The 26656-nt window shown below is 56.1% G+C and carries 19 protein-coding genes and 3 pseudogenes; 9 read left to right on the plus strand and 13 right to left on the minus strand.

Annotated elements, in window-relative coordinates; all coding sequences use genetic code 11:
* Nucleotides 1–10: 10 nt before the first annotated feature.
* Complete coding sequence (locus tag RYB66_RS05660; RefSeq protein ID WP_005732466.1) at nt 11–1258, plus strand: CNNM domain-containing protein; 1248 nt, start codon at nt 11–13, stop codon at nt 1256–1258.
* A gap of 149 nt (nt 1259–1407) precedes the next feature.
* Entirely contained in the window at nt 1408–2718 is a 1311-nt protein-coding gene (locus RYB66_RS05665) for an MFS transporter (RefSeq protein WP_005778351.1), read from the plus strand.
* A 56-nt stretch (nt 2719–2774) separates the two neighbouring features.
* On the opposite strand, the gene purT is transcribed toward RYB66_RS05665, so the two are convergent.
* From purT to RYB66_RS05690, 5 genes are all read right to left on the minus strand, one after another.
* A complete protein-coding gene (gene purT, locus RYB66_RS05670) occupies nt 2775–3956 on the minus strand; it encodes a formate-dependent phosphoribosylglycinamide formyltransferase (RefSeq protein WP_005778349.1) in 1182 nt (393 codons plus the stop codon).
* A 103-nt stretch (nt 3957–4059) separates the two neighbouring features.
* Nucleotides 4060–4527, minus strand: a complete 468-nt coding sequence (locus RYB66_RS05675; RefSeq protein ID WP_004666056.1) for a preQ0 transporter — start codon at nt 4525–4527, stop codon at nt 4060–4062.
* A 265-nt stretch (nt 4528–4792) separates the two neighbouring features.
* Nucleotides 4793–5011, minus strand: a complete 219-nt coding sequence (locus RYB66_RS05680) for a DUF1289 domain-containing protein (protein WP_004656331.1) — start codon at nt 5009–5011, stop codon at nt 4793–4795.
* The gene (locus RYB66_RS05685; RefSeq protein ID WP_004656329.1) at nt 5011–5535 is read right to left on the minus strand and encodes a gamma carbonic anhydrase family protein; all 525 of its coding nucleotides are present in this window, start codon (nt 5533–5535) and stop codon (nt 5011–5013) included. Before RYB66_RS05685 ends, RYB66_RS05680 begins: the two co-directional genes overlap by 1 nt.
* A 91-nt stretch (nt 5536–5626) precedes the next feature.
* Complete coding sequence (locus tag RYB66_RS05690) at nt 5627–6223, minus strand: CoA pyrophosphatase (protein WP_005732461.1); 597 nt, start codon at nt 6221–6223, stop codon at nt 5627–5629.
* A gap of 150 nt (nt 6224–6373) precedes the next feature.
* Between RYB66_RS05690 and RYB66_RS05695 the strand changes: the two genes are divergently transcribed.
* Complete coding sequence (locus RYB66_RS05695; RefSeq protein WP_002552512.1) at nt 6374–6925, plus strand: NUDIX hydrolase; 552 nt, start codon at nt 6374–6376, stop codon at nt 6923–6925.
* A 204-nt stretch (nt 6926–7129) separates the two neighbouring features.
* A pseudogene (locus RYB66_RS05700) lies at nt 7130–7552 on the plus strand (L,D-transpeptidase family protein); the annotation flags it as partial.
* A gap of 148 nt (nt 7553–7700) precedes the next feature.
* On the opposite strand, the gene RYB66_RS05705 reads toward RYB66_RS05700, so the two are convergent.
* Together RYB66_RS05705 and purL are read right to left on the minus strand one after the other, a co-directional pair.
* Nucleotides 7701–8012, minus strand: a complete 312-nt coding sequence (locus RYB66_RS05705) for a YqfO family protein (protein ID WP_005778343.1) — start codon at nt 8010–8012, stop codon at nt 7701–7703.
* A 5-nt stretch (nt 8013–8017) separates the two neighbouring features.
* On the minus strand, nt 8018–11914 hold the full coding sequence (gene purL, locus RYB66_RS05710; RefSeq protein WP_316893968.1) for a phosphoribosylformylglycinamidine synthase: 3897 nt from the start codon (nt 11912–11914) through the stop codon (nt 8018–8020).
* Nucleotides 11915–12127: 213 nt separating this feature from the next.
* On the opposite strand from purL, the gene mltF reads away from it, so the two are divergent.
* Nucleotides 12128–13618 (plus strand): membrane-bound lytic murein transglycosylase MltF, encoded by a 1491-nt coding sequence (gene mltF / locus RYB66_RS05715; RefSeq protein WP_002552508.1) that lies wholly within the window; start codon nt 12128–12130, stop codon nt 13616–13618.
* On the opposite strand, the gene tadA is transcribed toward mltF, so the two are convergent.
* The 5 genes from tadA to RYB66_RS05740 all read right to left on the minus strand — a co-directional run bounded on the left by tadA (nt 13615) and on the right by RYB66_RS05740 (nt 21153).
* Nucleotides 13615–14124: a tRNA adenosine(34) deaminase TadA gene (gene tadA, locus RYB66_RS05720; RefSeq protein ID WP_316893970.1), complete on the minus strand. Its 510-nt coding sequence runs from the start codon at nt 14122–14124 to the stop codon at nt 13615–13617. The two genes, mltF and tadA, sit on opposite strands and share 4 nt — an antisense overlap.
* On the minus strand, nt 14124–15497 hold the full coding sequence (locus RYB66_RS05725; RefSeq protein WP_316893972.1) for a multicopper oxidase family protein: 1374 nt from the start codon (nt 15495–15497) through the stop codon (nt 14124–14126). The genes tadA and RYB66_RS05725 overlap by 1 nt, the downstream gene beginning before the upstream one ends.
* 178 nt (nt 15498–15675) lie before the next feature.
* Nucleotides 15676–17652, minus strand: coding sequence for a tetratricopeptide repeat protein (locus RYB66_RS05730; RefSeq protein ID WP_316893974.1), 1977 nt, complete (start codon nt 17650–17652; stop codon nt 15676–15678).
* Between the two features lie 198 nt (nt 17653–17850).
* Entirely contained in the window at nt 17851–20574 is a 2724-nt protein-coding gene (locus RYB66_RS05735) for an AAA domain-containing protein (protein ID WP_316893977.1), read from the minus strand.
* A gap of 378 nt (nt 20575–20952) precedes the next feature.
* The gene (locus RYB66_RS05740) at nt 20953–21153 is read right to left on the minus strand and encodes a transcriptional regulator (protein ID WP_316893979.1); all 201 of its coding nucleotides are present in this window, start codon (nt 21151–21153) and stop codon (nt 20953–20955) included.
* A gap of 293 nt (nt 21154–21446) precedes the next feature.
* On the opposite strand from RYB66_RS05740, the gene RYB66_RS05745 reads away from it, so the two are divergent.
* A complete protein-coding gene (locus RYB66_RS05745) occupies nt 21447–24221 on the plus strand; it encodes a metallophosphoesterase (protein WP_316893982.1) in 2775 nt (924 codons plus the stop codon).
* A 365-nt stretch (nt 24222–24586) separates the two neighbouring features.
* Here the strand turns inward: RYB66_RS05745 and RYB66_RS05750 are convergent.
* A pseudogene (locus tag RYB66_RS05750) lies at nt 24587–24951 on the minus strand (plasmid mobilization protein).
* 460 nt (nt 24952–25411) lie between these two features.
* On the opposite strand from RYB66_RS05750, the gene RYB66_RS05755 reads away from it, so the two are divergent.
* From RYB66_RS05755 to trbJ, 3 genes and pseudogenes are all read left to right on the plus strand, one after another.
* Nucleotides 25412–25657, plus strand: a complete 246-nt coding sequence (locus RYB66_RS05755; protein WP_316893985.1) for a TraC family protein — start codon at nt 25412–25414, stop codon at nt 25655–25657.
* Entirely contained in the window at nt 25623–25847 is a 225-nt protein-coding gene (locus tag RYB66_RS05760; RefSeq protein WP_316893991.1) for a hypothetical protein, read from the plus strand. The genes RYB66_RS05755 and RYB66_RS05760 overlap by 35 nt, the downstream gene beginning before the upstream one ends.
* A gap of 266 nt (nt 25848–26113) precedes the next feature.
* A pseudogene (gene trbJ / locus RYB66_RS05765) lies at nt 26114–26614 on the plus strand (P-type conjugative transfer protein TrbJ); the annotation flags it as partial.
* Nucleotides 26615–26656 lie beyond the last annotated feature (42 nt).

Genomic DNA, 26656 nt, shown 5'->3' on the forward strand with positions numbered 1-26656 from the left:
GGCCCTGATCATGGATAATCTGCCCCTTGGCCCACTGCTTGGCGTCCTCGCCCTCCTTATGCTCTGGGCTGGTCTGCTGACGTCAGTCGAAGCCGCGCACCACCAACTCAAGGCAATGCGCGCCGCCAGCCGTTCGGACAAGGCCGCGCCGCTTCCCGAGCTGGCGTTCAACCTGAACAGCCTGATCCTGGGCAATACGCTGATAAGGGTACTGATCACCGTAATCGCAACACTGATTGCTGCCAATTACTGGTTCTACAACGGCCCGACCGTGGCATGGCTGGGTACCGTGAGCGTCATGCTGGTGTTCGCCGAATACATACCGCGCCGCCTGGCGAACCGTCACCCTGTCTCGACACTGCTACTGGGCAATGGCGTATTGCGCATTCCAATGAAGATCGTCTGGCCGTTGGCCTACGTGTTCAACGTGCTCGCCAAGACGCTGCTGCGCCCGTTTTTGTCACGCCACGTGCAGCAACAGGAGCAGAACTTTGAAGACGATGTGCAGAAAACCAACCGCCACGATATTGTTCACGAGCATTATCCGCGCGCCAGCGTGCTGTCGGGCATCCGCGCACTGGACAGCATAACGGTCAATGACATCCTGATACCGCGCAACGAGGTGGATGGCGTCAACCTTGATGATCCGATGGAGCTGATCATCGAGCGCCTGATCATTTCACGTCACACGCGCCTGCCGGTCTATCACAACGACATAAATCAGGTTCAGGGCGTCATCAATACACGCGACATCAGCCACCTGCTGCCCAAAGGCACACTGACCAAAGAGCAGTTGCTGGCAGTCTGCTACGAGCCTTATTTCGTTCCGGAAAGCACTCCGTTGCAGTTGCAGTTGCTGAATTTCCACAAACAGCAGCGCCGCCTCGGCGTGGTGGTTGATGAGTACGGGGAAGTGCTGGGTATCGTCACCCTTGAAGACATTCTTGAAGAAATCGTCGGCGAATTCGAAAGCGAGCAGCGGCTGGACAATCCCCACGTCAAGCAACAGGAAGACGGACGCCTTGAGGTAGAAGGTGCTGCATCCATTCGCGAACTCAATAAAAGCCTTGGCTGGCACCTGCCTTCGGATGGTCCGAAAACCGTTAACGGGTTGGTTACAGAAGCATTGGAAACCATTCCAGAGGCTCCGGTCTGCCTGAAAATAGGGCCTTACCGGCTGGAAATCCTCGAGACCGAAGACAATCGCGTCAAGCGCGTGGCCATGTGGCAGAACACCCTCGTTCGCACCTTCAAATAGATTTCTGCCTTCAAATAGATCCCGGCGACACCCTTGTCTCTCGACCCATTCGGGTTACTCTGCTCGACGCTTTACCCACAATCACAATAATGAATGCTAGCCGGAGCACGGTCCTTGCCGCCCGGCGAGTCGACAGCCAGGGAATCCGCATGACCAGCACCCCGCTCTCTCGCGAAAATAATACCGAGTCCGTAAAACCGGTGAATTCGGCAACCCGCGTCGCCACAGCCAGTTTTATCGGCACAGCTATCGAGTTCTACGACTTTTACGTTTACGCCACTGCCGCCGCGCTGGTGATAGGTCCGGTGTTTTTCCCGCAGACCTCAGGTACGGCGCAGATGCTGTCGTCATTTCTGACCTTCGGTATCGCCTTTCTCGCGCGCCCGCTCGGGTCGGCGCTGTTCGGTCATTTTGGCGACCGGATCGGGCGTAAATCGACCCTGGTGGCGTCGCTGCTGCTGATGGGTATCTGCACCACGCTGATCGGCGTATTGCCCGGTTACGCGACTATCGGCGCGTGGGCACCGATTCTGCTATGTGTACTGCGCTTCGGTCAGGGGCTTGGCCTGGGCGGGGAATGGGGTGGCGCTGCGCTTCTGGCGACCGAGAACGCCCCGAAAGGCAAACGCGCCTGGTTCGGCATGTTTCCACAGTTGGGACCTTCAATCGGTTTTCTGGCCGCCAATGGCCTGTTTCTGGCACTGGCCATGACCCTGAGCGACGAGCAGTTTCGCGCGTGGGGCTGGCGAATCCCGTTTCTGCTCAGCGCCGTGCTGGTCATGGTCGGGCTGTATGTGCGCCTGAAGCTGGAAGAAACTCCCGTCTTCGCCAAGGCTATGGCCCGTCACCAACGCGTCAGCCTGCCGATCGTGGAAACCTTCAGCCAGCACTGGAGGCCAATGCTGCTTGGTGCAGCGTCGATGGTCGTCTGTTATGCGCTGTTTTATATCTCGACGGTGTTTTCATTGAGTTACGGCGTGGCCACGTTGGGCTATACCCGTGAAACGTTTCTGGGGCTGTTGTGCTTTGCGGTGCTGTTCATGGCGGCTGCCACGCCATTGGCTGCACTGGCAAGCGACCGCTTCGGGCGCAAGCCGGTACTGATTGTTGGCGGTGTGCTGGCGATTCTGTCAGGTTTCACCATGGAACCACTGTTAACCCACGGCAGCACTTGGGCTGTGGCGTTGTTTCTATGCATCGAGCTGTTTCTGATGGGCATTACGTTTGCCCCCATGGGCGCGCTGCTGCCAGAGCTGTTCCCGACACAGGTTCGCTACACAGGCGCATCGGCGGCGTACAACCTGGGCGGAATCGTCGGCGCCTCGGTTGCCCCCTTCTTCGCCCAGAAACTGGTGGCGATGGGCGGCTTGAGCTGGGTGGGCGGGTATGTATCTGCAGCTGCGCTGATCAGCGTGCTGGCGGTGTTGAGCCTGAAGGAAACTCGGGATAGGGATCTATAAGCCTCAAGCTGCAAGCAAGAGCACCACACTCCTGCTTGTAGCTTGCAGCTGCGCCCTTACAACTTTACGTCTACCGCTTGCGACGCTCGGGTCGCTTTGGCCCGCGCGGCTTCGATGGACTCGTCGCGAGCCAGGGCGACGCCCATGCGGCGTTGACCGTTGACTTCCGGTTTGCCGAACAGACGCAACGCGGTGTCAGGCTCGGCCAGCGCCGCGCCGAGGTTGGCGAAAGCGGTCTGAGTGGACTGGCCTTCGACCAGAATCACTGCGGAAGCAGATGGCCCGAACTGGCGGATCAACGGAATCGGCAGGCCGAGAATTGCGCGAGCGTGCAGGGCAAATTGCGACAAGTCCTGAGAAATCAGAGTGACCAGACCGGTGTCGTGCGGGCGCGGCGAGACTTCGCTGAACCACACTTGATCGCCCTTGATGAACAGCTCGACACCAAACATGCCACGACCACCCAATGCCTCGGTCACTGCCCTTGCAACACGCTCTGACTCCGCCAACGCTACCGGGCTCATGGCCTGCGGCTGCCAGGATTCCTGATAGTCGCCCTTCTCCTGGCGATGGCCAACCGGCGCGCAGAACGTGGTGCCACCGATGTGACGCACGGTCAGCAGGGTGATTTCGTAATCAAAGTCGATGAAACCCTCGACGATGACGCGGCCCTTGCCAGCGCGACCGCCTTCCTGCGCGTAATCCCAGGCTTTCTGCACGTCATCAGCGCTCTTGAGCAGGCTCTGCCCTTTGCCCGACGAACTCATGACCGGCTTGACCACGCAAGGGAAACCGAGGTCTTCGACAGCCTTGCTGTACGCCTCGAAGGTGTCGGCAAAGTGATAAGGCGAGGTCGGCAGTTTCAGCTCTTCGGCCGCCAGACGACGAATGCCTTCGCGGTTCATGGTCAGTTGCGCGGCGCGCGCGGTCGGAATCACGGTAAAGCCTTCGGCCTCAAGCTCAACCAGGGTTGCGGTGGCGATGGCTTCGATTTCCGGAACGATGAAATCCGGCTTCTCGGCCTCGATGACTGCACGCAACGCAGCACCGTCGAGCATGTTGATCACATGGCTGCGATGAGCAACCTGCATCGCGGGCGCGTTCTCATAACGGTCAACAGCGATCACTTCAACGCCAAGGCGCTGCAGCTCGATCACGACTTCCTTGCCCAGTTCGCCGCTGCCGCAGAACAGTACGCGAGTCGCGGTGAGCGACAGTGGAGTTCCGATTTGAGTCATCTCAGGTCCTCGTGAAGCAGATATCGAGGGCTGCCTGCCTTATGCAAGCAACCGCTGTGGAGAAAGGCGCGCAATTTACCACGAAGCCCCGGTAAATGGGCGCTCAGCCCGGACAAGCGTTGTTGCGCGCTCGCCAGGCCATGATCATCCAGACCAGGGTCACGCCGGCGAACTTCGATGCCAGCGCAGTGAGCACGACCGGTGCAGTCAGCGCGTCGATCATGCCGAAGAAGATAAAGGTATCCAGCGGGATGCTGAGTGCCGAGCTGATCCATAACCGGTCACGCAACGGGCGTCTGGTGATGCTGAACACCAGCCAGTCAATGCACTCGGAGACCGCGAACGCAGTGGCGCTGGCCAGGGCAATGGTCGGGTCGCTGGTGACATACGAAAGCACCAGCGCCACCAGCATGGCGATGATCGCGCCATGACCAAAGCGAATTTGCACCATATCGCGCAACACAAACACCAGCCCGCCCCAGGCAGACCAGATGATGTCCAGATGCGGCGCACTGGAGAAGGCGAAGTTGATCAGCACGACACTGCCGATGTAAGCGATCAGGAAAAGCATGGAGGGTTTGGGCCTGTGCAAGCGAGCGGCAATGATAGCAAACGCGGGCAAGGACCGTGCCCGGGCATAGGCGAAAGCGCTATTTCTGACGAAGATAATGCATCGACTGCACCGGCCTCTTCGCGAACAAGTTCGCTCCCACAACGCCCACGGATAACCTGTGGGAGCGAACTTGTTCGCGAAGGCTATATTCCAAACGCAGCAAATTCTTCTACTGCACCGGCCTCTTTACGAGCAAGTTCGCTCCTGTAAGGCCATGGGAACGTCAGCGTGCCCCGCCCACCGTCCACATCAACCCGCTGGCCCTGGCGCGCTCGTCGCACAGCCCCAGCACGACACGGCGCTCGTCGTTGCTCATCCGGCTCCACCGGGTGATCTCGTTCACGGTTCGCTGGCAACCGGTGCATATGTCCTGCTCATCGAGCGCACAAATGCTCACGCAGGGAGAACGGACCGGCTTTTCAATCGGGGTATCGGTGCTCATCACTCTTCCTGCACAACCAGGTCACGGGCGTAACGCTGGGCATTGTGTACGTAATGGGCGGCGCTGGCTTCCAGCATTTTCTTCTGCACGTCGGTGAGTTCGCGCACCACTTTGCCCGGAGACCCCATGACCAGCGACCCGTCGGGAATAACCTTGTTTTCTCCGATCAGCGAATTGGCGCCGATGATGCAGTATTTACCAATTTTCGCCCCGTTGAGGATGACCGCGTTGATGCCGATCAGGCTGTAATCGTCAACGCTGCAGCCATGCAACATCGCGTTATGCCCAATGGTCACACTCTTGCCGATGCTCAGGGGCGAGCCCATGTCGGTGTGCATTACTGTGCCATCCTGCACGTTACTGTTTTCGCCGATATGGATCAGCTCGTTGTCGCCACGCAACACCACGTTGAACCATACACTTGCTCCGGCTTCCAGCCTGACATTACCGATCAGCACCGCATTAGGAGCAACCCAGCTCTGCGGGTCGGTCTGAACACGGGATTCCCCCAGGCGATATTTCATGCAGCTTCCTCAGGCGGGTCGTACTCATGGGTACGGATTGTTATGAACAGCACTTCCTGTCGACAGCACTTCTGCAGCAAGCCACTCAGGTTCAGGTGGTCGAGCGTTCGGGCGGATGATGCAGACTGATTTTGGTGTCGTACAGCACATTGACCAGCTCGACGATCATGATCGCGGTAAGCCCCCAGATCTTGTAACCGCCGTAACGGTAACTGGGCACGTACCAACTGCGGCCTTCGTAATCGATGCGGTGCGTATGTTCACGGGTGTCCTGACGGAAGAACTCCAGCGGTACGCTGAACACCGCCGCGATCTCGCCGTCATTGGGCTGGTATTCGACAAAGTCAGGTATGACACCGACATACGGCGTGACTTTGATGCCATGTTTGGAGATGAGCGGGCTTAACGGGCCGACTACTTCGACCAGCCCGGGAGGCAGTCCGATTTCTTCCTCGGCCTCGCGCAGGGCAGTAAAAATCAGGTCCGGGTCGCCTGGATCGCGTCGTCCCCCCGGAAAAGCCACTTCGCCACCATGTGTCGACAGACCACTGGCACGCAAGGTCAAAATCAGCTCGGGTTGCTCACTGCGGGTGACAGGCACCAGAACAGCCGCCTCGGGGAATCGTCGATCCGAGTCGAGGGTTTCGGGCGTATGACTGACTACACGGCGAAGTAGCTCATCCAGCATGGGAAATCTCGATCTGTTGCCTGTCTGGCATCATGCACCAAAGCGAGGTTGCGCCCAACCCCTCGCAAGGCAACTCCTGTCACACAGAGGGTTGCCGAGCCGCAGCACGACAGGCCAAGATAGCGACTGCGTTCACTATCGACTGACCCCATGAAATTTTGCAGCCAGTGCGGCAACCCCGTTATCCAGCGTATTCCCGAAGGCGACAGCCGATTGCGGTATGTCTGCGAGCATTGTCACACCATTCATTACCAGAATCCGAACATCGTGGCGGGCTGTCTGGTGACGCTGGGCGACAAGGTCCTGCTGTGCCGCAGGGCCATAGAACCGCGCCTGGGCTTCTGGACACTGCCGGCAGGTTTTATGGAAAACGGCGAAACCATCGAACAGGCCGCGCGGCGCGAAACCATCGAGGAAGCCTGCGCCACTCTGACCGAGCTGCATCTGTACACGTTGATCGACGTTCCGCATATCAATCAGGTGCATGTGTTCTATCGGGCAGAAATGGCGACTGAGGCGTTTGCGGCAGGAATCGAGAGTCTTGAAGTGCAGTTATTCGACGAAGCCGACATTCCGTGGTCGGACCTGGCTTTCATGACAGTCGGACGTACCCTAGAATACTTCTTCGCGGATCGGCGTCGGCAGGTCTACCCGGTTCATACCAGCGCCCTTCCCCCGTCACGTCCGTTGCTGGACACCTGAAAGTCAGGGTCGCACACAATATCGGCGCTTTTTATAGAAAGAAGCACCTTCAGGGAAATCGTAATGCGCTGGTTGTTCGCCTTCTTTTGCATGTCATTCGTACCGCTTTCGCAGGCTGCGTTTACCCAGACCATCGTGCCCAAGGGCAGCGAACAGAAAATCATCAACAATAAAGTCATCAATACCGAGAGTATTGCCAGCAAGCCGATCGACAAGGTGCTGGTGCTCAAATCGGTTCGCCAGTTGCAACTGATCAGCGGTGGCGAGGCGCTGAAGACCTATCGAATTTCTCTGGGCAAGAACCCCAAGGGCACCAAATTGCAGGAAGGCGACCAACGCACGCCAGAAGGTTTCTACTGGCTCGACTGGCGCAAGCCCAGCAATAACTACAACCTGTCGATGCACATTTCCTACCCGAACATTTCGGACTCGGCACGGGCACGTCGCGAAGGCGTGAAACCGGGCAGCATGATCATGATTCACGGCACGCCGGTGGATGAAGAGTACCCGGAATGGTACTTCCACACGCTGGACTGGACCAACGGATGCATCGCGCTGAAGAACAACGACATGCGGGAGATATGGGATCTGGTGAAAGACGGGACGATGATCGAGATTCGGCCTTGATCATTGCAGCGAGCAGTCAGGATCAGACGCAGAACGTCCAGAACGGCATGCCGACGCGGAGCGTCGCACGATAGCTGTCAATCGTTTACATCGTGGGGGCATCCGGGCGACGCGCCTAGCTTGCTCGCGAAGAGGCCAGTACAGCCCCTCAGAACTCTTCCAGCCGCCATACTTCGTAAGCAGGCGTTTCGTAGGGATGGCTCTGCTTAAGCGCCAACACTGCTTGCTGAATCAGATCATCAGCCACGACCAGCTCGACCTTCCATTCCTCCACCGATTCGACCACTCCGCTCTGCCCGACAAATGGCTGACTGCCATTCAGCGGGCGGAACTGGCCCTGGCCGAGCACTTGCCATGAACAGTGATCGTAAGCGCCGATTCGCCCTGCACCAGCAGCGAATACGGCGTTCTTGACCTCGTCCACATGGCTCGGCGGAACAAAGAAGGCGAGCTTGTACACGCGCCTTAGTTAACCCAGGCCCGCGCGTTGCGGAACATGCGCATCCAGGCAGCGTCCTCGTTCCAGTCCTCGGGACGCCATGAGTTCTGCACCGCGCGGAACACGCGTTCCGGGTGCGGCATCATGATCGTCACGCGACCGTCCAGGGTGGTCATGCCGCCGATACCGCGCGGCGAGCCGTTCGGGTTGGCCGGGTAGGTTTCAGTGACCTTGCCGTGGTTATCGACGAAGCGCAGTGCCACAGTACCGGACACATCCGCTTCAAGCAGCGCGTCGTCATTGCGGAACTCTGCGTGACCTTCACCGTGAGCGATGGCGATTGGCATGCGCGAACCGGCCATGCCTTGCAGGAAGATCGATGCCGACTCCTGAACCTGAACCATTGCCACGCGCGCTTCGAACTGCTCGGAGCGGTTACGCACGAAATGGGGCCAGAACTCGCTGCCCGGAATAAGCTCGTGCAGGTTGGACAGCATCTGGCAACCGTTACACACACCCAGCGTGAAGCTGTCGGCACGCTCGAAGAAGCCCTGGAACGCATCGCGGGCGCGGCTATTGAACAGTGCCGACTTGGCCCAGCCTTCACCGGCACCCAGCACGTCGCCATAGGAGAAGCCGCCACAGGCAACCATGCCCTTGAAGTCGTTCAAGTCGACACGACCGGCAAGGATGTCGCTCATGTGCACGTCAATCGCATTGAAGCCTGCGCGATCAAAGGCTGCCGCCATCTCGACCTGACCGTTGACACCCTGCTCGCGCAGCACGGCAACCTGAGGGCGGATGCCCGTCTTGATGTACGGCGCAGCGATGTCTTCGTTAACGTCGAAGCCCAGTTTGACGGTCAGGCCCGGATTGTCTTCTTCCAGCAGCGCATCGAATTCCTGATCCGCGCATTCGGCGTTGTCACGCAGGCGCTGGATCTGATAGCTGGTCTCGGCCCACTGACGTTGAAGCAGACGACGCTGGCCACTGAATACCGGCTCGCCATGGAAGCTGATCGATACTTCATCGTTGTTGATCGGCTGACCGATCACCGCAACGCAATCTTCCAGACCGGCAGCGCTGAATTGCGCCAGCACCAGCGGAGTCGCGTCCTGACGCACCTGGATGACCGCGCCGAGCTCTTCGTTGAAGAGGATCGCGCTTAGCTCGGAAACGTTGTCGGCCACACCGTCGAGGTGCAGGTTCAGGCCGCAGTGACCGGCAAAGGCCATTTCCAGCGTGCTGACCAGCAGACCACCGTCGGAACGGTCGTGATAGGAAAGGATATGACCGTCTGAATTGAGGCCCTGAATCACGGCGAAGAAGGCTTTGAGGTCTTCAGCGTCATCGACGTCTGGTGCCACACGACCCAGTTTGCCGTGGGTCTGGGCGAGAATAGAAGCGCCCATGCGGTTCTGGCCACGGCCCAGATCGATCAGGATCAGGTCAGTGATGCCTTTATCCATGCGCAATTCAGGCGTCAGGGTCTGACGAATGTCGACCACTGGCGCAAAGCCGGTCACGATCAACGACAGCGGCGAAGTCACGCTCTTCTCAGTGCCTTCATCGCTCCAGCGGGTTTTCATGGACATCGAGTCCTTGCCCACCGGAATGGTAATACCCAGCTCCGGACACAGCTCCATGCCCACCGCTTTCACGGTGTCATAAAGACGCGCGTCTTCTCCGGGATGACCGGCAGCCGACATCCAGTTGGCCGACAGTTTGATGTCAGACAGCTTTTCAATACGTGAGGCCGCAATGTTGGTCAGCGTTTCGCCGATCGCCATGCGGCCCGAAGCCGGAGCATCCAGAAGAGCCAGCGGCGTGCGCTCGCCCATCGCCATGGCTTCGCCCGTATTGACGTCGAAGCTGGTCGCGGTCACGGCGCAGTCAGCCACAGGCACCTGCCACGGGCCGACCATCTGATCGCGAGCGACCAGACCGGTAATGCTGCGGTCACCAATGGTGATCAGGAAGCTTTTGCTGGCAACTGCCGGGTGACGCAGTACGCGTTGCACGCTTTCTTCGATATCCAGCGTGCTCGGGTCGAAATCATCGCCGATCTCGGCTTCGCGCTCGACCGAACGGTGCATGCGCGGCGCCTTGCCCAGCAACACTTCCAGCGGCATGTCCACCGGGCTGTTGCCGAAATGGCTGTCGGTAACGGTCAGCTGCGGCTCGGCAGTGGCCTCGCCGACAACCGCAAACGGGCAGCGCTCGCGCTCGCAGATGGCCTTGAAACGGTCGAAATCTTCGACGCCGACGGCCAGCACGTAACGCTCCTGGGATTCGTTGCTCCAGATTTCCAGCGGGGCCATGCCCGGCTCGTCGTTGGGCACGTTACGCAGTTCGAAACGCCCACCACGATCGCCATCGTTGACCAGTTCGGGGAAGGCGTTGGACAGACCACCGGCACCGACGTCATGGATGAAGCTGATCGGGTTACGGTCGCCCAGCTGCCAGCAGCGGTCGATCACTTCCTGACAGCGACGCTCCATCTCAGGGTTTTCACGCTGAACCGAAGCGAAATCCAGGTCGGCAGAACTTGTACCGGTCGCCATCGAGGACGCCGCGCCGCCACCCAGGCCGATCAGCATTGCCGGGCCACCCAGCACGATCAGTTTGGAACCCACAGTGATCTCGCCCTTCTGGACGTGATCTTCGCGGATGTTGCCCATACCGCCAGCCAGCATGATCGGCTTGTGATAACCACGAACCTCATCGCCGTGCGGCGTGGTAATGGACTGCTCAAAGGTACGGAAGTAGCCGGTCAGCGCCGGACGGCCGAACTCGTTGTTGAACGCCGCGCCACCCAGCGGGCCTTCGATCATGATGTCCAGCGCGGTGACGATGCGCTCGGGCTTGCCGTATGGCACTTCCCAAGGTTGCACGAAACCGGGAATCTGCAGGTTGGACACGGTGAAACCGGTCAGACCTGCCTTGGGCTTGGCACCGCGACCGGTTGCACCTTCGTCGCGAATCTCGCCGCCGGAACCGGTCGCTGCGCCAGGAAACGGCGCAATGGCAGTCGGGTGGTTGTGAGTTTCGACCTTCATCAGAATATGCACCGGCTCCTGCACCGCGCCGTACTGGCGGGTTTCGGGGTCCGGGAAGAAGCGGCCGGCAACGTTGCCGACGATCACCGAAGCGTTGTCCTTGTAGGCGGACAGCACGCCTTCGCTGTGCATCTGATAGGTGTTCTTGATCATGCCGAACAGGCTTTTTTCCTGGCTCTGGCCGTCGATATCCCAACTGGCGTTGAAAATCTTGTGACGGCAGTGCTCGGAGTTTGCCTGGGCAAACATCATCAGCTCGATGTCGTGCGGGTTGCGCCCGAGACCGTTAAAGCTGGTGATCAGGTAATCGATTTCATCTTCAGCGAGGGCCAGGCCCAGCTCGACGTTGGCTTTTTCCAGCGCCGCGCGGCCGCCACCCAGAATGTCCACCGCGGTCAGCGGTTTGGGCTGGGCGTGGCTGAACAGGCTAGCGGCCTGCTCGTGATCGCCCAACACCAGTTGCGTCATGCGGTCGTGCAGGCTGTCGGCGATTGCCTGAGCCTGGGCCTCACTGAACTGACCTTCTACATAGAAGGCAATCCCGCGCTCGATGCGCTGGATTTTCGTCAGGCCGCAATTGCAGGCGATGTCGCTGGCCTTGCTCGACCAGGGTGAAATGGTGCCAAAACGCGGCAACACCAGAAACAGACGGCCGCTCGGCTCTTGAACCGGCACGCTGGGGCCGTATTTCAGGAGACGGTCGAGAACCTGCTGTTCTTCGCTGGTAAGAACGTCGTTGACGTCCGCGAAGTGGGCGAATTCGGCGTACAAGCCACTGACAGCTGAAACTTTTTGTTTCAGTTGTTCTAGTAATTTGCTGTGGCGGAAGGCAGAAAGGGCAGGAGCACCGCGCAGGATCAACATCTTCGGGACAGCCTCGAGAAGGGGGTGTGCTTTGAGGCCGCACATTCTAGCCTAAAGCGGGCCTTTGATCACCCAAAACGGCGGCATCGGGTGCGCCCGAATGTCGCTCCAGGCAAAAAAAGTCTGAAAATGCCTGTAAAACCCCCTCGCCTATCAGACGCAGGCGTCACTGTCGAGATATGGCGCCCGGTGCGCTTTGCGTATACTGCACCGATGTTCTTCAGACCAGATTTCCGCCCACGTTGCGCCAAGTGGCTCATCGCAACCGGACTCTTCCTGATGCTCGGCGCCTGTGTGGAGAAACCCACCACACTGGAGCGAGTCAAGGAGGACGGCGTGCTGCGGGTGATCACCCGTAACAGCCCGGCGACTTATTTTCAGGATCGCAACGGCGAAACCGGCTTCGAATACGAGCTGGTCAAGCGTTTCGCCGATGATCTGGGCGTCGAACTGAAGATCGAAACGGCCGACAATCTGGACGATCTGTTCGACCAGATGAACAAACCGGGCGGTCCGGTCCTGGGTGCTGCGGGTCTGATCGAGACGCCAAAGCGCAAGCAACAGGCGCGTTTCTCGCACTCTTATCTGGAAGTGACCCCTCAGGTTGTCTACCGCAACGGCCAGTCGCGTCCCACCGACCCGGGCGACCTGGTGGGTAAACGTATCGTGGTCCTGAAAGGTAGCGCGCATGCCGAGCAGCTTGCGGCACTCAAGGCGCAGAATCCCGGCCTTGAATATGAAGAGTCGGACGCGGTCGAGGTCGTCGATCTCCTGCGTATGGTCGATGAAGGCCAGATTGACCTGACGCTGGTCGACTCCAACGAGCTGGCGATGAACCAGGTGTACTTTCCCAACGTGCGTGTAGCCTTCGACCTGGGCGAAGCCCGCGAACAACGCTGGGTGGTTGCACCGGGCGAAGACAACAGCCTGCTCAACGAAATCAACGCGTACCTCGACAAGGTCGAGAAGAATGGCACGCTGCAACGTCTGAAGGACCGTTACTACGGCCACGTCGATGTACTTGGCTACGTTGGCGCCTATACCTTTGCCCAGCATTTGCAGGAACGCCTGCCTAAATACGAGAAACACTTTCAGACATCGGCCAAGAAAGAACAGGTCGACTGGAGATTGCTGGCCGCCATCGGCTATCAGGAATCAATGTGGCAACCGGCCGTTACCTCGAAAACCGGTGTGCGCGGCCTGATGATGCTGACCCAGAACACCGCTCAGGCGATGGGCGTGACCAACAGGCTCGACGCGCGACAAAGCATTCAGGGCGGTGCAAAGTATTTTGCCTACGTAAAGGATCAGCTGGACGACTCGATTAAAGAGCCAGATCGCACTTGGCTAGCTCTCGCGTCCTACAACATTGGCAGCGGTCACCTCGAAGATGCGCGCAAATTGGCCCAGAACGAGGGGCTGAATCCTGATAAATGGCTGGACGTGAAAAAAATGCTGCCGCGTCTGGCGCAGAAGAAGTGGTACAGCAAAACGCGTTACGGCTACGCCCGAGGCGGCGAGCCGGTGCATTTCGTTGCCAACATTCGTCGTTATTACGACATTCTGACCTGGGTCACGCAGCCTCAGCTCGAGGGCAGCCAGGTCGCCGATGGCAACCTGCATGTTCCCGGAGTCGACAAGACCCAACCACCTGCGCCGCCTGCACCTGCTTCAGGCAGTAGCCCCGACAAGCCTGCGCTCTAGACGCCGCCCTGGTTTTTATCTGCATCCTTGGCAGCCCGGCGCATTCTGAAAAACTCGCTCAGCATTGCCGCGCACTCCTCGCTCAATACCCCGCCTTCAAACAGCACGCGGTGATTGAGAAAGCCCTGACTGAAGAATTGCCCCTGGCTTTGAACGATGCCTGCCTTGGGCTCAAGCGCGCCGTAAACCACGCGCGCCACCCGCGAATGCACGATCAACCCGGCGCACATGCTGCATGGTTCCAGCGTCACGTAAAGCGTACTGCCTGGCAGCCGATAATTGTCCAGCGCCCTGGCGGCATCACGAATAGCGACCATTTCGGCATGCGCACTGGGGTCGCTTGCGCTGATCGGGCAATTGTAACCACGACCAATGATCTCGCCGTTCTGCACCACGACTGCACCGACGGGCACTTCGCCCAGCAATGCGCCTTGCGCGGCGAGCGCCAGTGCCTCGCGCATGAAGTCCTGATCCTTGCTGCGGTCGATGATTTGCGGCTGACGCATCACGACACCTCGATGGCGGCCATGAGACCAGTTTCCATGTGATCGATCACATGGCAGTGGAACATCCACACACCGGGGTTATCCGCCACCAGCGCGACCCGCGCCCGCTCGTTGCGGCCCAGCAAGAACGTGTCGGTAAAGTACGGGATGATCTTGCGCCGATTGGACGCGATCACCTTGAAACTCATGCCGTGCAAGTGAATCGGGTGTTGATACTGAGTCATGTTCTTCAATTCAAAGATGTAGCTCTTGCCCAACTTCAATTTGGCGATAGGCCGGTCGGCGCAAGTCTTGTCGGTAATGTCCCACGCTTCGCCGTTGATCTGCCACAAGCTGGGCGGCTTGCCGTTGTCGGTGTTGACCGACATTGAGCCCACCCATTCGAAGTTGAAATTGATCTTCTCGGCGTTATCCATATCCGGCTCGGCCACCGGATTGGCCGGCAGCTCAGGTGGCCATTGGCCGGGCGCGTCGTTATTGGCGACCGACCGAAACGTCCCCAGACGCACCGGGCCGTTACGCAATGAAATTTCCTCACCCGCAGGCGGTGCCTTGATTGCCAGACAGATGCGCATGCCCGGCCCCAGCCAGTACTCGTCGCCAAACGGCCGCGGCGTGACCGGGTTGCCATCCAGTGCATAAATCTGCACCTCGGCGTCCGGCAGGTTGAGGCGATAGGTGACGGTATTATCGAGGTTGAGCAAGCGCACGCGGGTAATCTGCCCAGCAGGCAATTCAATGACCGCCTGCGGAATACCATTCAATGTCGAAAGCCGACCCGCCGTACCTTCACGCGCCGCCTCACGCAGCACGCTGAACTCGGTAAACGCGCCAACTTCATCCACATGCCAGCTTTTCAGGCTGACCGTGCGCTCATGGGCGAAACCGGTGGGCTCGCGCTCTTCAACGATCAGCGGCCCGACCAACCCGCGCCCCAGCTCTTCGCTGCTGCTGACGTGCGGGTGATACCAGTAGCTGCCAGCATCCGGCACACGGAATTTATAATCGAAATACTCACCCGGTTTGACCGGCAACTGTGACACGTACGGCACGCCGTCCATCTCCAGCGGCAAGCGGATGCCATGCCAGTGAATGGTCGTCTCGACCGGCAGCTGGTTGATGAAGCGCAAGCGCAACCACTCGCCCTGCCGCACCCGCAATTCGGTACCCGGCGCAGAACCGCCAAACGCCCAGGCAGGTGTCTTGTGGCCAGAGACCAGTTCTATATCCAGCGGTGCAGCGATCAGCACGAAGTCCGAACCCGCTTGCGACTCACGACGCCCCATCCAGTAACGCGAAGCACCACCCGCGCCAAGGCCGACTACAGCAAGACCGGCGATGCCTGTGAGGATCTGACGACGGGTAAAGGACATGAACGGCGGGACCTCGAAAACGACGACTGAGCGCATCTGCGAGCAAATGCGAGGGGCGAATACGATACACCTGCATTTGCGTAAAGATAAGGGTGGATACCACGAACTGAAGTTGAGGCGTAAAAAAGCCGGGCAAGGCAGTGACGCCCGCTCCGGCTTTTTGCATCAATTAACCGCGCTACGACTGACTAACCCGCTCCAGCCATTCGATATATGCCGGCTCTGCATCAGGCGGTACATTGGCGCGGTGACCCTGCAACTCTGCCTGCATGCCAAACCCTTTCCATATCAGCGGTGCGAGGCGCGATGCCGGGCTGTTCGCCCGTTCCAGTTCGCTCAGCACTTGCAGGCTTCGTTGCTTGTGCTCGGCCACTGTATCCGACTTGTAATCGAAAGCCTTTCCCAACCCGGAGAGGTACATCAGTTTTGCGGTTTCTATCTCAGGCCACTGGAGCGCCATATTCAGGGGCCATTCGAGCATCGCGCGTTCGCCCCACATCGACGACTTGGGTAAATGGTCGTTCGCAAGCAACGTCAGCATGAATGATTGGCCCAACTGGGTCAGATACACCGGCAAGACCTCAGCGGTGGGCTGCCGGTAAAACACATCCAGTGGTTGCTCACGCGTGAGTCCGATACCGGCCAGCAAGCGCTGTTGAAGATCAAGTACCAGCGCGCCAAGTTCCGCTTTGCCTGCACTACCGTTTTCAACGGTTTGCCGGGTGCGGCTCGTGCAGTTCCACAGGCTCAGTGAAATCCGCCACTGGGCTTGATCGCCCTCACCCGAACACCCCACCTCGCCCGTGACGAAATACTTCGTCGTTGGCGGGACGATATCGAACAATGTGTTGCCGTCGACTTCAACCCCCGATACAACCGGCCCCGCACCCTCCGCGACCTGGACATAACAATTGGCTGCATAGTCATTCCAGTAGTGAACCGACTCAGCCATGTAAAGAGGGATGGCACGCGTATAGCGCCCGATATCATCCTCGCGCTGCGATTCGGCAGGTTCTGCTTTCTCCATGATTTTGGACAAGGCGAAGAAACCAATTTCTGGCGCACCTTCCGGTTTTTGCGCGAAGAGCCAGTCAGCATTGCGCAAACCGTAGTGCCAGACCGGCTTGGTAAGCGCCACGGTATTGATCGTCACGCTGGCAGGATCAATCGGAACACCTTTGTCTTCCTGCCTGCGCACGTCCTCGAAAGCGTGCGCAAACTGGTCAAGGTGACTTTTGATTGGCGCAAAGCCGAGGGCATACAAGCGCGTAAGCAAGGCCTCGCCTTCATCCACCCTGCCCAGCTCCTGATAGGCACGCAGCAAGTTGAGACCTGCCGTCGAATCATGTTTGTGCTCATCGTAAGCAGGCCCGACAAGCTCGACGATCAGCGGGATGTGGCCATTGTTGCCCAGATCCCCCGAGATCATCTGCAGCGCGCTTCGGTCGAACTGGCCACCTGCCAACACTTCTTCATACAGCACGCGCGCCTGCGCGACGTTGCGCTGTTGCAGGTAATGCCGCGCCATCCACAACTGCGCACGCCAACTGCCCGGCAACGCCGCTACTGTGTGAAGAGCAGCGAGATAGGCCGCCTCGCCGCCCCGCTCCTGCTGGATGCTCAGCCACCACATCACACCATTCTCTTGATTCGGATCGGCTTCAACCGCCTGCCATAGCGTTGCCTCTGCAACTGATTGCTCACCACGCTCGGCAAACACCTTGGCCAGATTGGTCAGAATGATTCCCGACACACCGACTTTCGCCATCCCGGCCCGCAGGGTGGCTTCAGCAGCATCAAGCTGAGCGTTGTGCATCAGCACGATGCCGTTCACCACATGACTGCGCTCGGGATTAGCGTCGATCTCGACCAGTCGTTCGGCTGCTGGCATGAGGTCAGTCGCAAATCCATCGTTCAGGCCCGAAACAATGAGGTTGTAGAGCTCGTCAGCATCACCCCAGTGCTGCTTCAGATTGGGCAGGAACACCTTCTCGCGCCACTCGGCCCGAGTGATCTTTATCTCGCGTCCGTAACTGTCGTAGGCAGTGATCAACTCGCCGTCGTGGGCTTCTGGCGACGTCGTATCAGCAGGCGCGTTATCTGTTGAAGCTTGAGGTTTCTTGCCGCTGAGAGCGGACAGAATGCGTTTGAACATGAGTGGAGTCGCCGCGGTTTGGGGTTAATGGGTACTGGCAGATCCAGGGCGAGGCTTGCCAGTGAATTCAACGCTGTACTGGAAGAGGCGATCAAGTCTGGTTTGGCCTGGAGCCACCGGAATCTGGTTTAACAATAGCTTGTCTCGATACCGCTCAATTTGATGAACGGGCCCTCATGCTGAACGTTAGAGCCACCTTCAACCCGGCGAAACTCTACGACTTTCATCCCGCGCAGGTGGCGTCCATTGATCCAGAAACGCCGCAACCTTCTCTTCAATACGGCTCTCGATGGTCCGCAAACGAAGCAAAGGAATACCGCATTTATTCAGAATGCTGTTTTTCACAGCGTCTCGTTCAATCTGTAACGGATCGTCATGGTAACCACCGTCGACTTCAATCACGCCCAAGGGGGTCTTACCCACCTTGAAATAGAGCACGAAATCGCATCGCGCAGCGTTTCTCATAAACTCCAGCTCTCTCTCCGTGAAGCTTGCGCGGGCCACCGCTGCCAGTTGCATCAGCCGGATCTCACGGTGGAACATGATCCCTCGGCGGGGTTCCTGAGCCAGTGCCTCACGAAGTATCTGCGCCACAATCTGCTCGGACTTGAATAACGAGTCATCGGGATTGAGCCTTTTATTGAGACGCTCAAGTGATCGGTCGTACTCTTTATAGAGCAGATCGAATGCCGAGATAACAGGCGCTCGATGGACCTGCCCGTCATCCGCGTAATATTCCATGTAGCGGATCAGCGCAGCGATATGGCCATTACTGGTTTTGAAAACGTTATCACCCGTGACCAGCGTGAACCTGCTTTTGGCTCTGGAAACCGCGACGTTGACCATACGTGCATCGTCGACGAAACTCAGGCGCTCCGGGCTTTTGTACTTGTCCAGCACGGTAGAAAAGACAATTTCGTCACACTCCCTGCCCTGAAATTTATGCACGGTGGCTCTGACAAAATCAGCTGGCAGGCAGGAACCTGAAAGCATCGCTTGATTCTTGAAGGGGGCAATGAACCCTCTGCCATCTTCGCCCTCCCAGAGGCTTTCCCCGTCGGCCTCAAGCACTGCCAATAAAGAGTCGAGTTCTCTGAGATTGGAATTGTTGCGCGTGTGGTTTCCCTTGGCAGTCACCAGCAGCGTCAACGGTTTTTCGCCATTGTCCATTGTCATCGGTACTAGCTGATTATCGTAAAACTGCTGATTGCAGAACTGAATAATCCGGGGATGACACCGATAGTGCTCTTTGAGCAACGTCATCGGTATCGAGTTGCCGAACACACTGACGCATGAGTCCAAAAGGCTGTACTTCTCACAGTCATACCAGGGCGCGGGCGCTTCCAGCCCGAGTTTTTCCGGGATGTGTGCAAGTTGCTTCCTGTCCCCCACGATGATCAGATTTTTCGCACAACTGAGTGCCAGTACACCTGGGACGATGTCCTGTTGCGAGGCCTCGTCAATAATCACGTAATCGAGAACAGCCTTGCCGCCAAGGGAGTTGACGATTGAATGCGTACTGCTGCCAATGACCGGGTAGCGCTTCAGGAACGCATCAAGCCGCTTTCTGTAAGTAGTGTCGAAGGTATCGTCATCAGAGATATGACGATGCAGGTGGTGTTTCAGGTGAAGCATGGAAGAAGTGGTCAACTCCTCCAGCAGCGCCTTGAAGTTACCGAGTCGCAACGCTTCTTCATGGGCAGCCAACTCCGTCTTTTTATCTTGCAAGACCTTGTCGTAATAATGGAGCTGCAGGCTGTAGAAGGCAGACATGCGCTTGTCCCAATTATCGAAGGGTCGGGTGCGCAAAATTCTGAAATTGAACAAGAGCTCGATACGGTCCTTGATTCTGATGCGCTCGCTCGCAAGCTGCTCGAGGTAAGCCATCAAGTCCGTCGTCTTTTGTGGCGACAGTTTATATCTGTCCAGAGAAGGACCGGCCACAACGTTATCCCGCTGCCACTCAGTAAGGTAGCGACGCTCTATCTCCAGTTCGCTAATCTCGATCTGCAACTGCGCCACCGCGTTACGAGCGCCCAGGTAGCCTTTGAGCTGTTGCAGCACAGCCTGGATATGCTCAATGGCAGGCGCTGGTGAAGGATCTGCGGAAGGTCGAGAAGGACGGTTGGCAAAAAACTCCTTCTGATTGTCGTTTTTACCCAGCCTCGCGACCAGATAATCCAGGCCACACTTGCCTAGCTTTTCATAAACATTCTCGACCGCGGAATTGTTGTTGGACACCACCGCCACTGTTTTTCCCTGCAAAAGAATGTTGGCAATGATGTTCAGAATAGTCTGCGTCTTGCCCGTGCCGGGAGGACCTTCAATCACGCTTACCTGTGAAAGGAACGCTTGCTCCACCGCCCTGAGCTGACTTTCGTTGAGGCCGAAAGGAAAGATGAAATTACCCGACGACTCCAGCTTTCCATGCTGCCCTTTGCAGTAAGCATGCAGCGCCGTGGCCGGAGACAACGAAAGGCCCCCCATTTGGCGGTCAATATTTTCGGCCATGCCCTTTTTATCACCGGCAGCGGCAGCGGCAGCGCTGACCTTGGCTGTGGCCACTGAGCGAAAATAAGTGAATGCAGGCTCATCAGTGATTGAGGTCGGGGAAAAGAACTCAACACTGTCCATGTTAAAAATGTATTTTTTCGATTTTCCCGGGTATTGAACGAGGGCGTGTTTATCACCGTATATCTCCACCCTATCGACGGGATTGAATTCCGAGCTTCCTTTTCTCAGAAGAAGCATGTCCTTCAATTCCAGGGTAGGCACGACCCTGCAATCACCCAGCGGGCGGGAATAAGTTTTTTGAGAGGGGTAGTAGCACGTCAGGGTGAACTCGCCCTTGCCATCTGGCTTTATATCCCAGCCACTGATCTGCCGGGTTTTGTCCTCGCCACACACATAGATGGAAACCATAAATCCCTTAAACAGGCGTGATGACCGCCTGTACGCATCCGTGCCGTAAGAACCCGAATTTATTGATTCGGGTAGCCAGTGACATTCTGGCATTGCTAAACGGACCAATGCCAGCGCGACGTGTGGCGAGGGGCCGTTGATAGGTCACGCCACATGAACAAAGTGCTTGGCGATGCGCAAAGCTGCGAGAATTTACCGGGCCCAAAAAGCCAAAAGCCCGCAATTAAGCGGGCTCCAGGGCGTTTTTTGCTAGCGGATGCCGGACAGTGCCGGACGCGGAATCACTCCACTCGATTGTTAACGATAGATAAAAACCCATCAATATCATTAGCTTATGGCACGAAAGGCTCTCAATGCCATGAAATGTGCCATACCCTGTTATGTAGACGATAGTTTGCGCTCTGCATCGGCAAGACTCCACCCCTCATCCTGCCCGAACGCCTTGGTCATCTGTCGCAATAGGATGGCCAGCTCAGTCGAGTCGCCGTTACGGCGCACTTCAGTCAGCAACTCGGCCGCATAGGCCGGATTGGCGTGGAACTGCTCGACCATTGCCTCGTCGTGTGGTCGGTCTTTCATCTGCGGCCATCCTCTTTATTGAGGGTACGGTACAGGGTGACGCGACACACGCCCAGGAGCGCCGCGACTTCGGTTGTCGTTTGCTCCCCTCCGCCAGCAGCCGTCGCGACGTTGCTGGTAGAAGGGTTGGATTCAGCAACAGTAGGAAAAATAAAATTTTGTTATAGCACTTGGAGCTACATACGCCTGTCAATGCGTGCTGCTGGTAGACTGGATGCTATTTTCTCAACGAGCTGAACGTTCTTGCGATACCCAGCTCAGTCAAAATTGGATGCTTTAAAAAGGGATTTCCAATGCGTTGGTTACACTGCTCAGACTTTCATATCGGCAAAGATCGGACTGCACAAGAACGGTTGCTTGCAAGGATCATTGATCACGTAAAAGCAAAAGTTGATACAGGGTTCGTTCCAGATTTCGTTTTCATTACCGGCGACATAACCAATCGCGGGCTGAAAAATGAATATAGAGACTTCCGTAATGGATTCCTTAATCCTCTGCGAGAGGCTCTTGGCGGTGCTAGTTGGTCGGGCCGCATTCTTGCCGTGCCTGGAAATCACGACGTTGATCGCACTAAGAACGATAATTTTGACCGTCTAACACCTCTAAGTGGCAGTAGCCAGTTCTTCGAAGCAAACCGACTAGGCAAAACCAAACGGGATATTTTATCGCCCCGGTTTAAGGCTTATAGGCAGGGTGCTGTTGCTGATTTATCAGGCGATTGGATCACTACCCCCCACGGAGCATTTGCCGAAACTGCCTCGATTAATGGGGTACAGGTTGGAATCGTTGGGATAAACACAGCATGGCTGTCGATGGACGATCGCGACCAGCTGAAGTTGACACCTGGCGTTGAGTTGGTGGAAGCAGCCTTGGAGCGAGTAAAAGACTGTCCTATACGCTTCGTACTTGGGCATCATCCGCTTGCATGGTTGCATGAGGAACACGCGCGTAGGTTGCGAGCATTATTTGGGCACCACCGCGTAATTTATCTGCACGGACATCTGCATAAAGCCGAAGGCAGTCAGGAGGATGGCGCAGGCGAAAGTTTCCTAGTGTTACAGTCCGGATCAGCGTTCCAAGCAAGGGATGGCGAACCGTGGCGCAACGGTTTGTTATGGGGAGAGATCGACATCCGTGCGGAGAAAGTTAAGCTCGCTCCCTATTTCTGGAATCCTGACAATTATGACTGGCCGGTTGAAACCGGAAGGTTTCCCGAAAAGCGGCGTCTAGATAATACAGATTGGTGGGCATACCCATTGCCAAGGCTGCAACCTGTCATCGCGAATACTAGCCAATGGAGCACGCCGAATGGATGGGAGCTCCTGACCGTTAAATCGATAGATTCCAAACGTCGCGATATTACTATTGAAGAAGCCGAGCGCTTTTTCAATGGCGGCGAACCGGATTGGGGCTTTGCTCTTTGCCCGCAGATACCTCACAGAGCCGTTGTTACAAGCTTGGTTAATCAGATCGTTTCCTATCGTAACCCAGAGCGCCCATTGCTCATGCTACTTACCGGCCCGGGTGGTGAAGGCAAGTCCTTGGCTCTACGTCAAACATTAGCAGCCACACTGGAATTAAATAAAGATATTAATATCCTCTGGCATGTTGATGAATTGAGCCCACTACCTATCGATAATTTAACTCGACTCCCCAAAGGACCTTGGATAATCGCGACAGATAATGCCGACCTAGTAGCTAGGTCTCTGTTTGAGGTCGTGAAAAAATCGCATCTGGAAAAGCGCACCGATATCATATTTCTATTGTGCTCCCGAGATACCGACTGGCGTGCTACTAAATCTGAATCAATTGAGTGGTCGAGACATGCGGATCACCGCAAGACCTCAATGAGCGGTCTTACGGAAGATGACGCTCTATTGATTTCAACAGCATGGAGTTCATTCGAAGGTTCAGGGAAATCATCTAAAACAGCAGATCAAATTAGGGAGAGCGGCCGAGTTCTGTTCGACGCGACTCAGCATGAGGCAGAGGTTACTGAAGGTTCGCTCCTAGGAGGAATTCTCGCAGTACGACTCGGAACCGGATTGCGGCCACATGTGGCTCGTCTAATTGATCGTCTAGGAGGATATCAACTACCATCGGGCCGTACTCTCTTAGATGCTTTTGTCTACATTGCCGCGATGCACGCAGAGGGCCTAGGCTTCATGTCAAGGCCAGTATTGGCTAAAGTGTTGGGCTGCGATTCGCGTCAACTTGGTCAACAGGTCATAGTCCCTTTGGCGCGGGAAGCTGCTGTGAGCGGCGGTTCCATTCTGCTGACACGTCATCGACGCATAGCCGAAGCGGCAATCGCAATCATGAAAAATGAGTTTGGAGAGGATATTGCGTGCCGGTTCGAGGATTTAGCACGCGCAGCCAAAGCAGCCAGACCAACCGAATTTATCCTCGAATACTCCAAATGGGAGTATAATTTGCCTAACCATTTCCTCGAAAAATCTCCAGAAACTGCGGTGCGCGTAGCGCGCGCGCTGGTCGAGGTTGATGTCAAGTCAGCGGAGCTAGCGATCAACCTTGCAAGTATTTACCGCGGATGTGGTGCCGCTGCTTCGGGTGCCGAAGTTCTTTCTCGGTTCGAAGATAAGGTCGGAAACAAGCGGGGATTTTGGTTTGAGTGGGCAACATGCTCGGGCGCTTCGGGAGACCAGTCAACTGCCGCAGTGCTCTCTGGGTGGTCAATTGCAGATCAAGCTGCGACGACACCACCAGACATCAAGCGAGCAAAGTTGAGTCTGAGTGGGATAGGCTTTTCCTTCAGCGCGCTGTACGAACAATTCAACAACCGTTGCTTCCTTGCCGGACTCAACGCAATTGTTCATTTAGGCATGCAATTGCCTTTGGATGCCGCTACAAAAAGTTATTTTACAACCCATAAAGCTCGCGTAGAACTCGAGAAAATTAAAAACATTAATAACGATGAAGCCTTAGAGCACCTTCAAGGCGCGCTGATTTCCGCATGGGAGGTTTGCAACCAGCAAGCACTAAACACAAAAGTAACTTCCCCTTACGCATTAACCTTCGGAGGACTTGCTAAGTTAATCAATCGCTAAACTCTGACCAAAACAATAATTCATACAGGTGAAATGCTCGCGAGTAATGCCCACATTAATTTCTTAGGCCAGAGCACTATAGATTAATTAAGCTCCTAAAAGCACTTCCACTTATAGACCAAACTCTCGTCATCAGCATCTAAAACTGATGACGAGGGCTAGACTCCCTTCAACCGCGCCACTGCTTTCAATCCTTCCGGTATTTGTGCACAACGATAACAAGCTGAGGACTATATGTGGAATATTTAGTCACACATGCCAAAATGGTGAAGGCCGAAGTCACAGACGGCGTACTGGTCAAACTGGAGAAACCCTCGAATAATGCACCAAAAGGAAATACCGAAACCGACCTCACGAGGCCGTTTTCATTTCCTCGCATACACAACCCTGCTCATAATCGTTCTAACCTCTCCTTGTAGTTCGCAAAATTCCACCATGATGGCATCAACGTCTACTGCTCGTGCTCCTTGCCCATGCTTCTCGGCGAGCCACAATTTCAACAACCCCGCGACCCGCCCAAGGTCGCCATTGACCTTATCAAGTCACCTACGGCGGCCAAGTCTACAACCGACCTTATTGGCGTGTTCATGCCAACCGCAAGCAGATACGCGGACAGGGAAAGTCCTGTCTGATCTGCTCGTTCCTGAATGGCGGCGCGCTCGTCAACAGACACCCAAACCTTGATCGGTGGAAGCTCCCGCCGTGGCCGTGGCTTTTGCTCTGTTCCCATGCTTTTTCCTTTCTGCTTTTGAGTCGCGGCAGCGACGGTAAGCCTCGCAGAGCAAGACTGTCCGTTTAGCCGAAGGCGAATAAGGCAAGTGGTGGAGGCCCTAGCTGCGGAGCAGCGTAGGCCTACAACACACATCTTGCCGTCCAGCCGAGTGCAATTCAAGGCTACTTCACACTTTAGCTACGCAACCTTCTAAACAATTTCCTTTAATTTATCTGATTATCCTAAAGTTGCCTTGAGCTGCATTAACCTCCTCCAGAGTTGCCTTAAATTTCCTTAAATTGCGCTCAAGTGCTTTCGATTTCCTTCAATTGCATTGATTTTATTATCTGAGGGCCCCATAGCGCACGCGTTGCCCTGCGAAAGGAAAATCCCATATGATCATCATTCAGGCACCGCTAGAATTTTATGTACCGCGTCAAAATCAGAGCATTAGACCGACACCAAAAGGAGAGTCCAATTGGCAAGAAAGACCCTTTCAGAACGTAGGAGCGATGCGCTTTCCGAATTGGAAACAGCTAAGGCTCGTCTTGCAAAACTCGACAACGAGACTGCTGACAGAATCGGAAGAATTGCAATAAAATCAGGATTGGTTAATCTTGAACTTACGGATGATCAAGTCCGAGAGGAATTTGACAGAATCGTCGAAAAGATAAGCAAGGGAATTGACCATGAAGACAGCTCATCGCATCAACGAATTGGCTAATCAACTCAACGAGCTGCAAGCTTGTCTAGGCCGGCCCAGCAGGCGCACTAGAGAAAAGATTGTGGCAGCTCAACGTCTTGCGGCCGAGCTGGCTTTTCTAGTTGAAGAATGGCAGCTCGAAACACTGCGTATTCCTGAAGCAGAGCGTGGCACGTATCGCACACCAAACCCCTACTGCGCACTACACTGACGGCTCGGTTATCACCAAAAAGCCCACTTCGGTGGGCTTTTTTTCTTAAATTTCACATTAAGTCAGACGGCCACATGATCGCCCCCGCCCGACTGAAATCCTCAATAAAATCAATATTCTCCGCCCGAAAACCGTTTTGATTTCGGGACACTTCTGGGACTCAATCCATTGATTTGTATGCGGATAGAAACTTATCCGCATATTCATAAGCTGACCATATAGGTGAATAATTGAGCGTCGGATGATGGCAAAACGAGGAATTCAAGATGAAACCAGAACCGGGGAAATTATCGGCGTACACCGCCAGAGATCTTAGGCGAAGCGTGAGGCTTATCGTAGCGAGCTTATGCATTGGTTCGAGTCTCTACATAGCACCAAGTCCGGCTTATGCCATCTACTGCTCAAACTGCTCAACGTTTTACCAACAAATGTTCGAGTACGCCGAACAGGTAAACACAGCTTTGAACACTGCTGAGCAACTCCAAACCCAAATCCAGCAGTACCAAAATATGCTCACTCAGGGCTCTGGCTTACCCAATTCTATGTTTGGTAGCATCGCCGCCGACCTGAGAAGCGTGGTGAACACCTATAAGCGTTCACAAGCACTCGGCCGTTATATTCAGAACATGGACGCGCAGTTCAACACAGCCTATCCCGGTTTCGAAGACTATCTAGCTCAAGCGGCTATCTCTGGAGAGGTGCAGACGCGGGATCGTTATGAAAGGTGGTCTGAACAAGGTCGCGACAACCTTAGGGAAGGTCTGAAGTAGCCGGATGTTTTCCGGCTACCGAGTCCTCAGCACTTTCAA

The organism is Pseudomonas syringae group sp. 243L2 (assembly GCF_032587875.1).
GTDB classification, from domain to species: Bacteria; Pseudomonadota; Gammaproteobacteria; order Pseudomonadales; family Pseudomonadaceae; genus Aquipseudomonas; species Aquipseudomonas amygdali.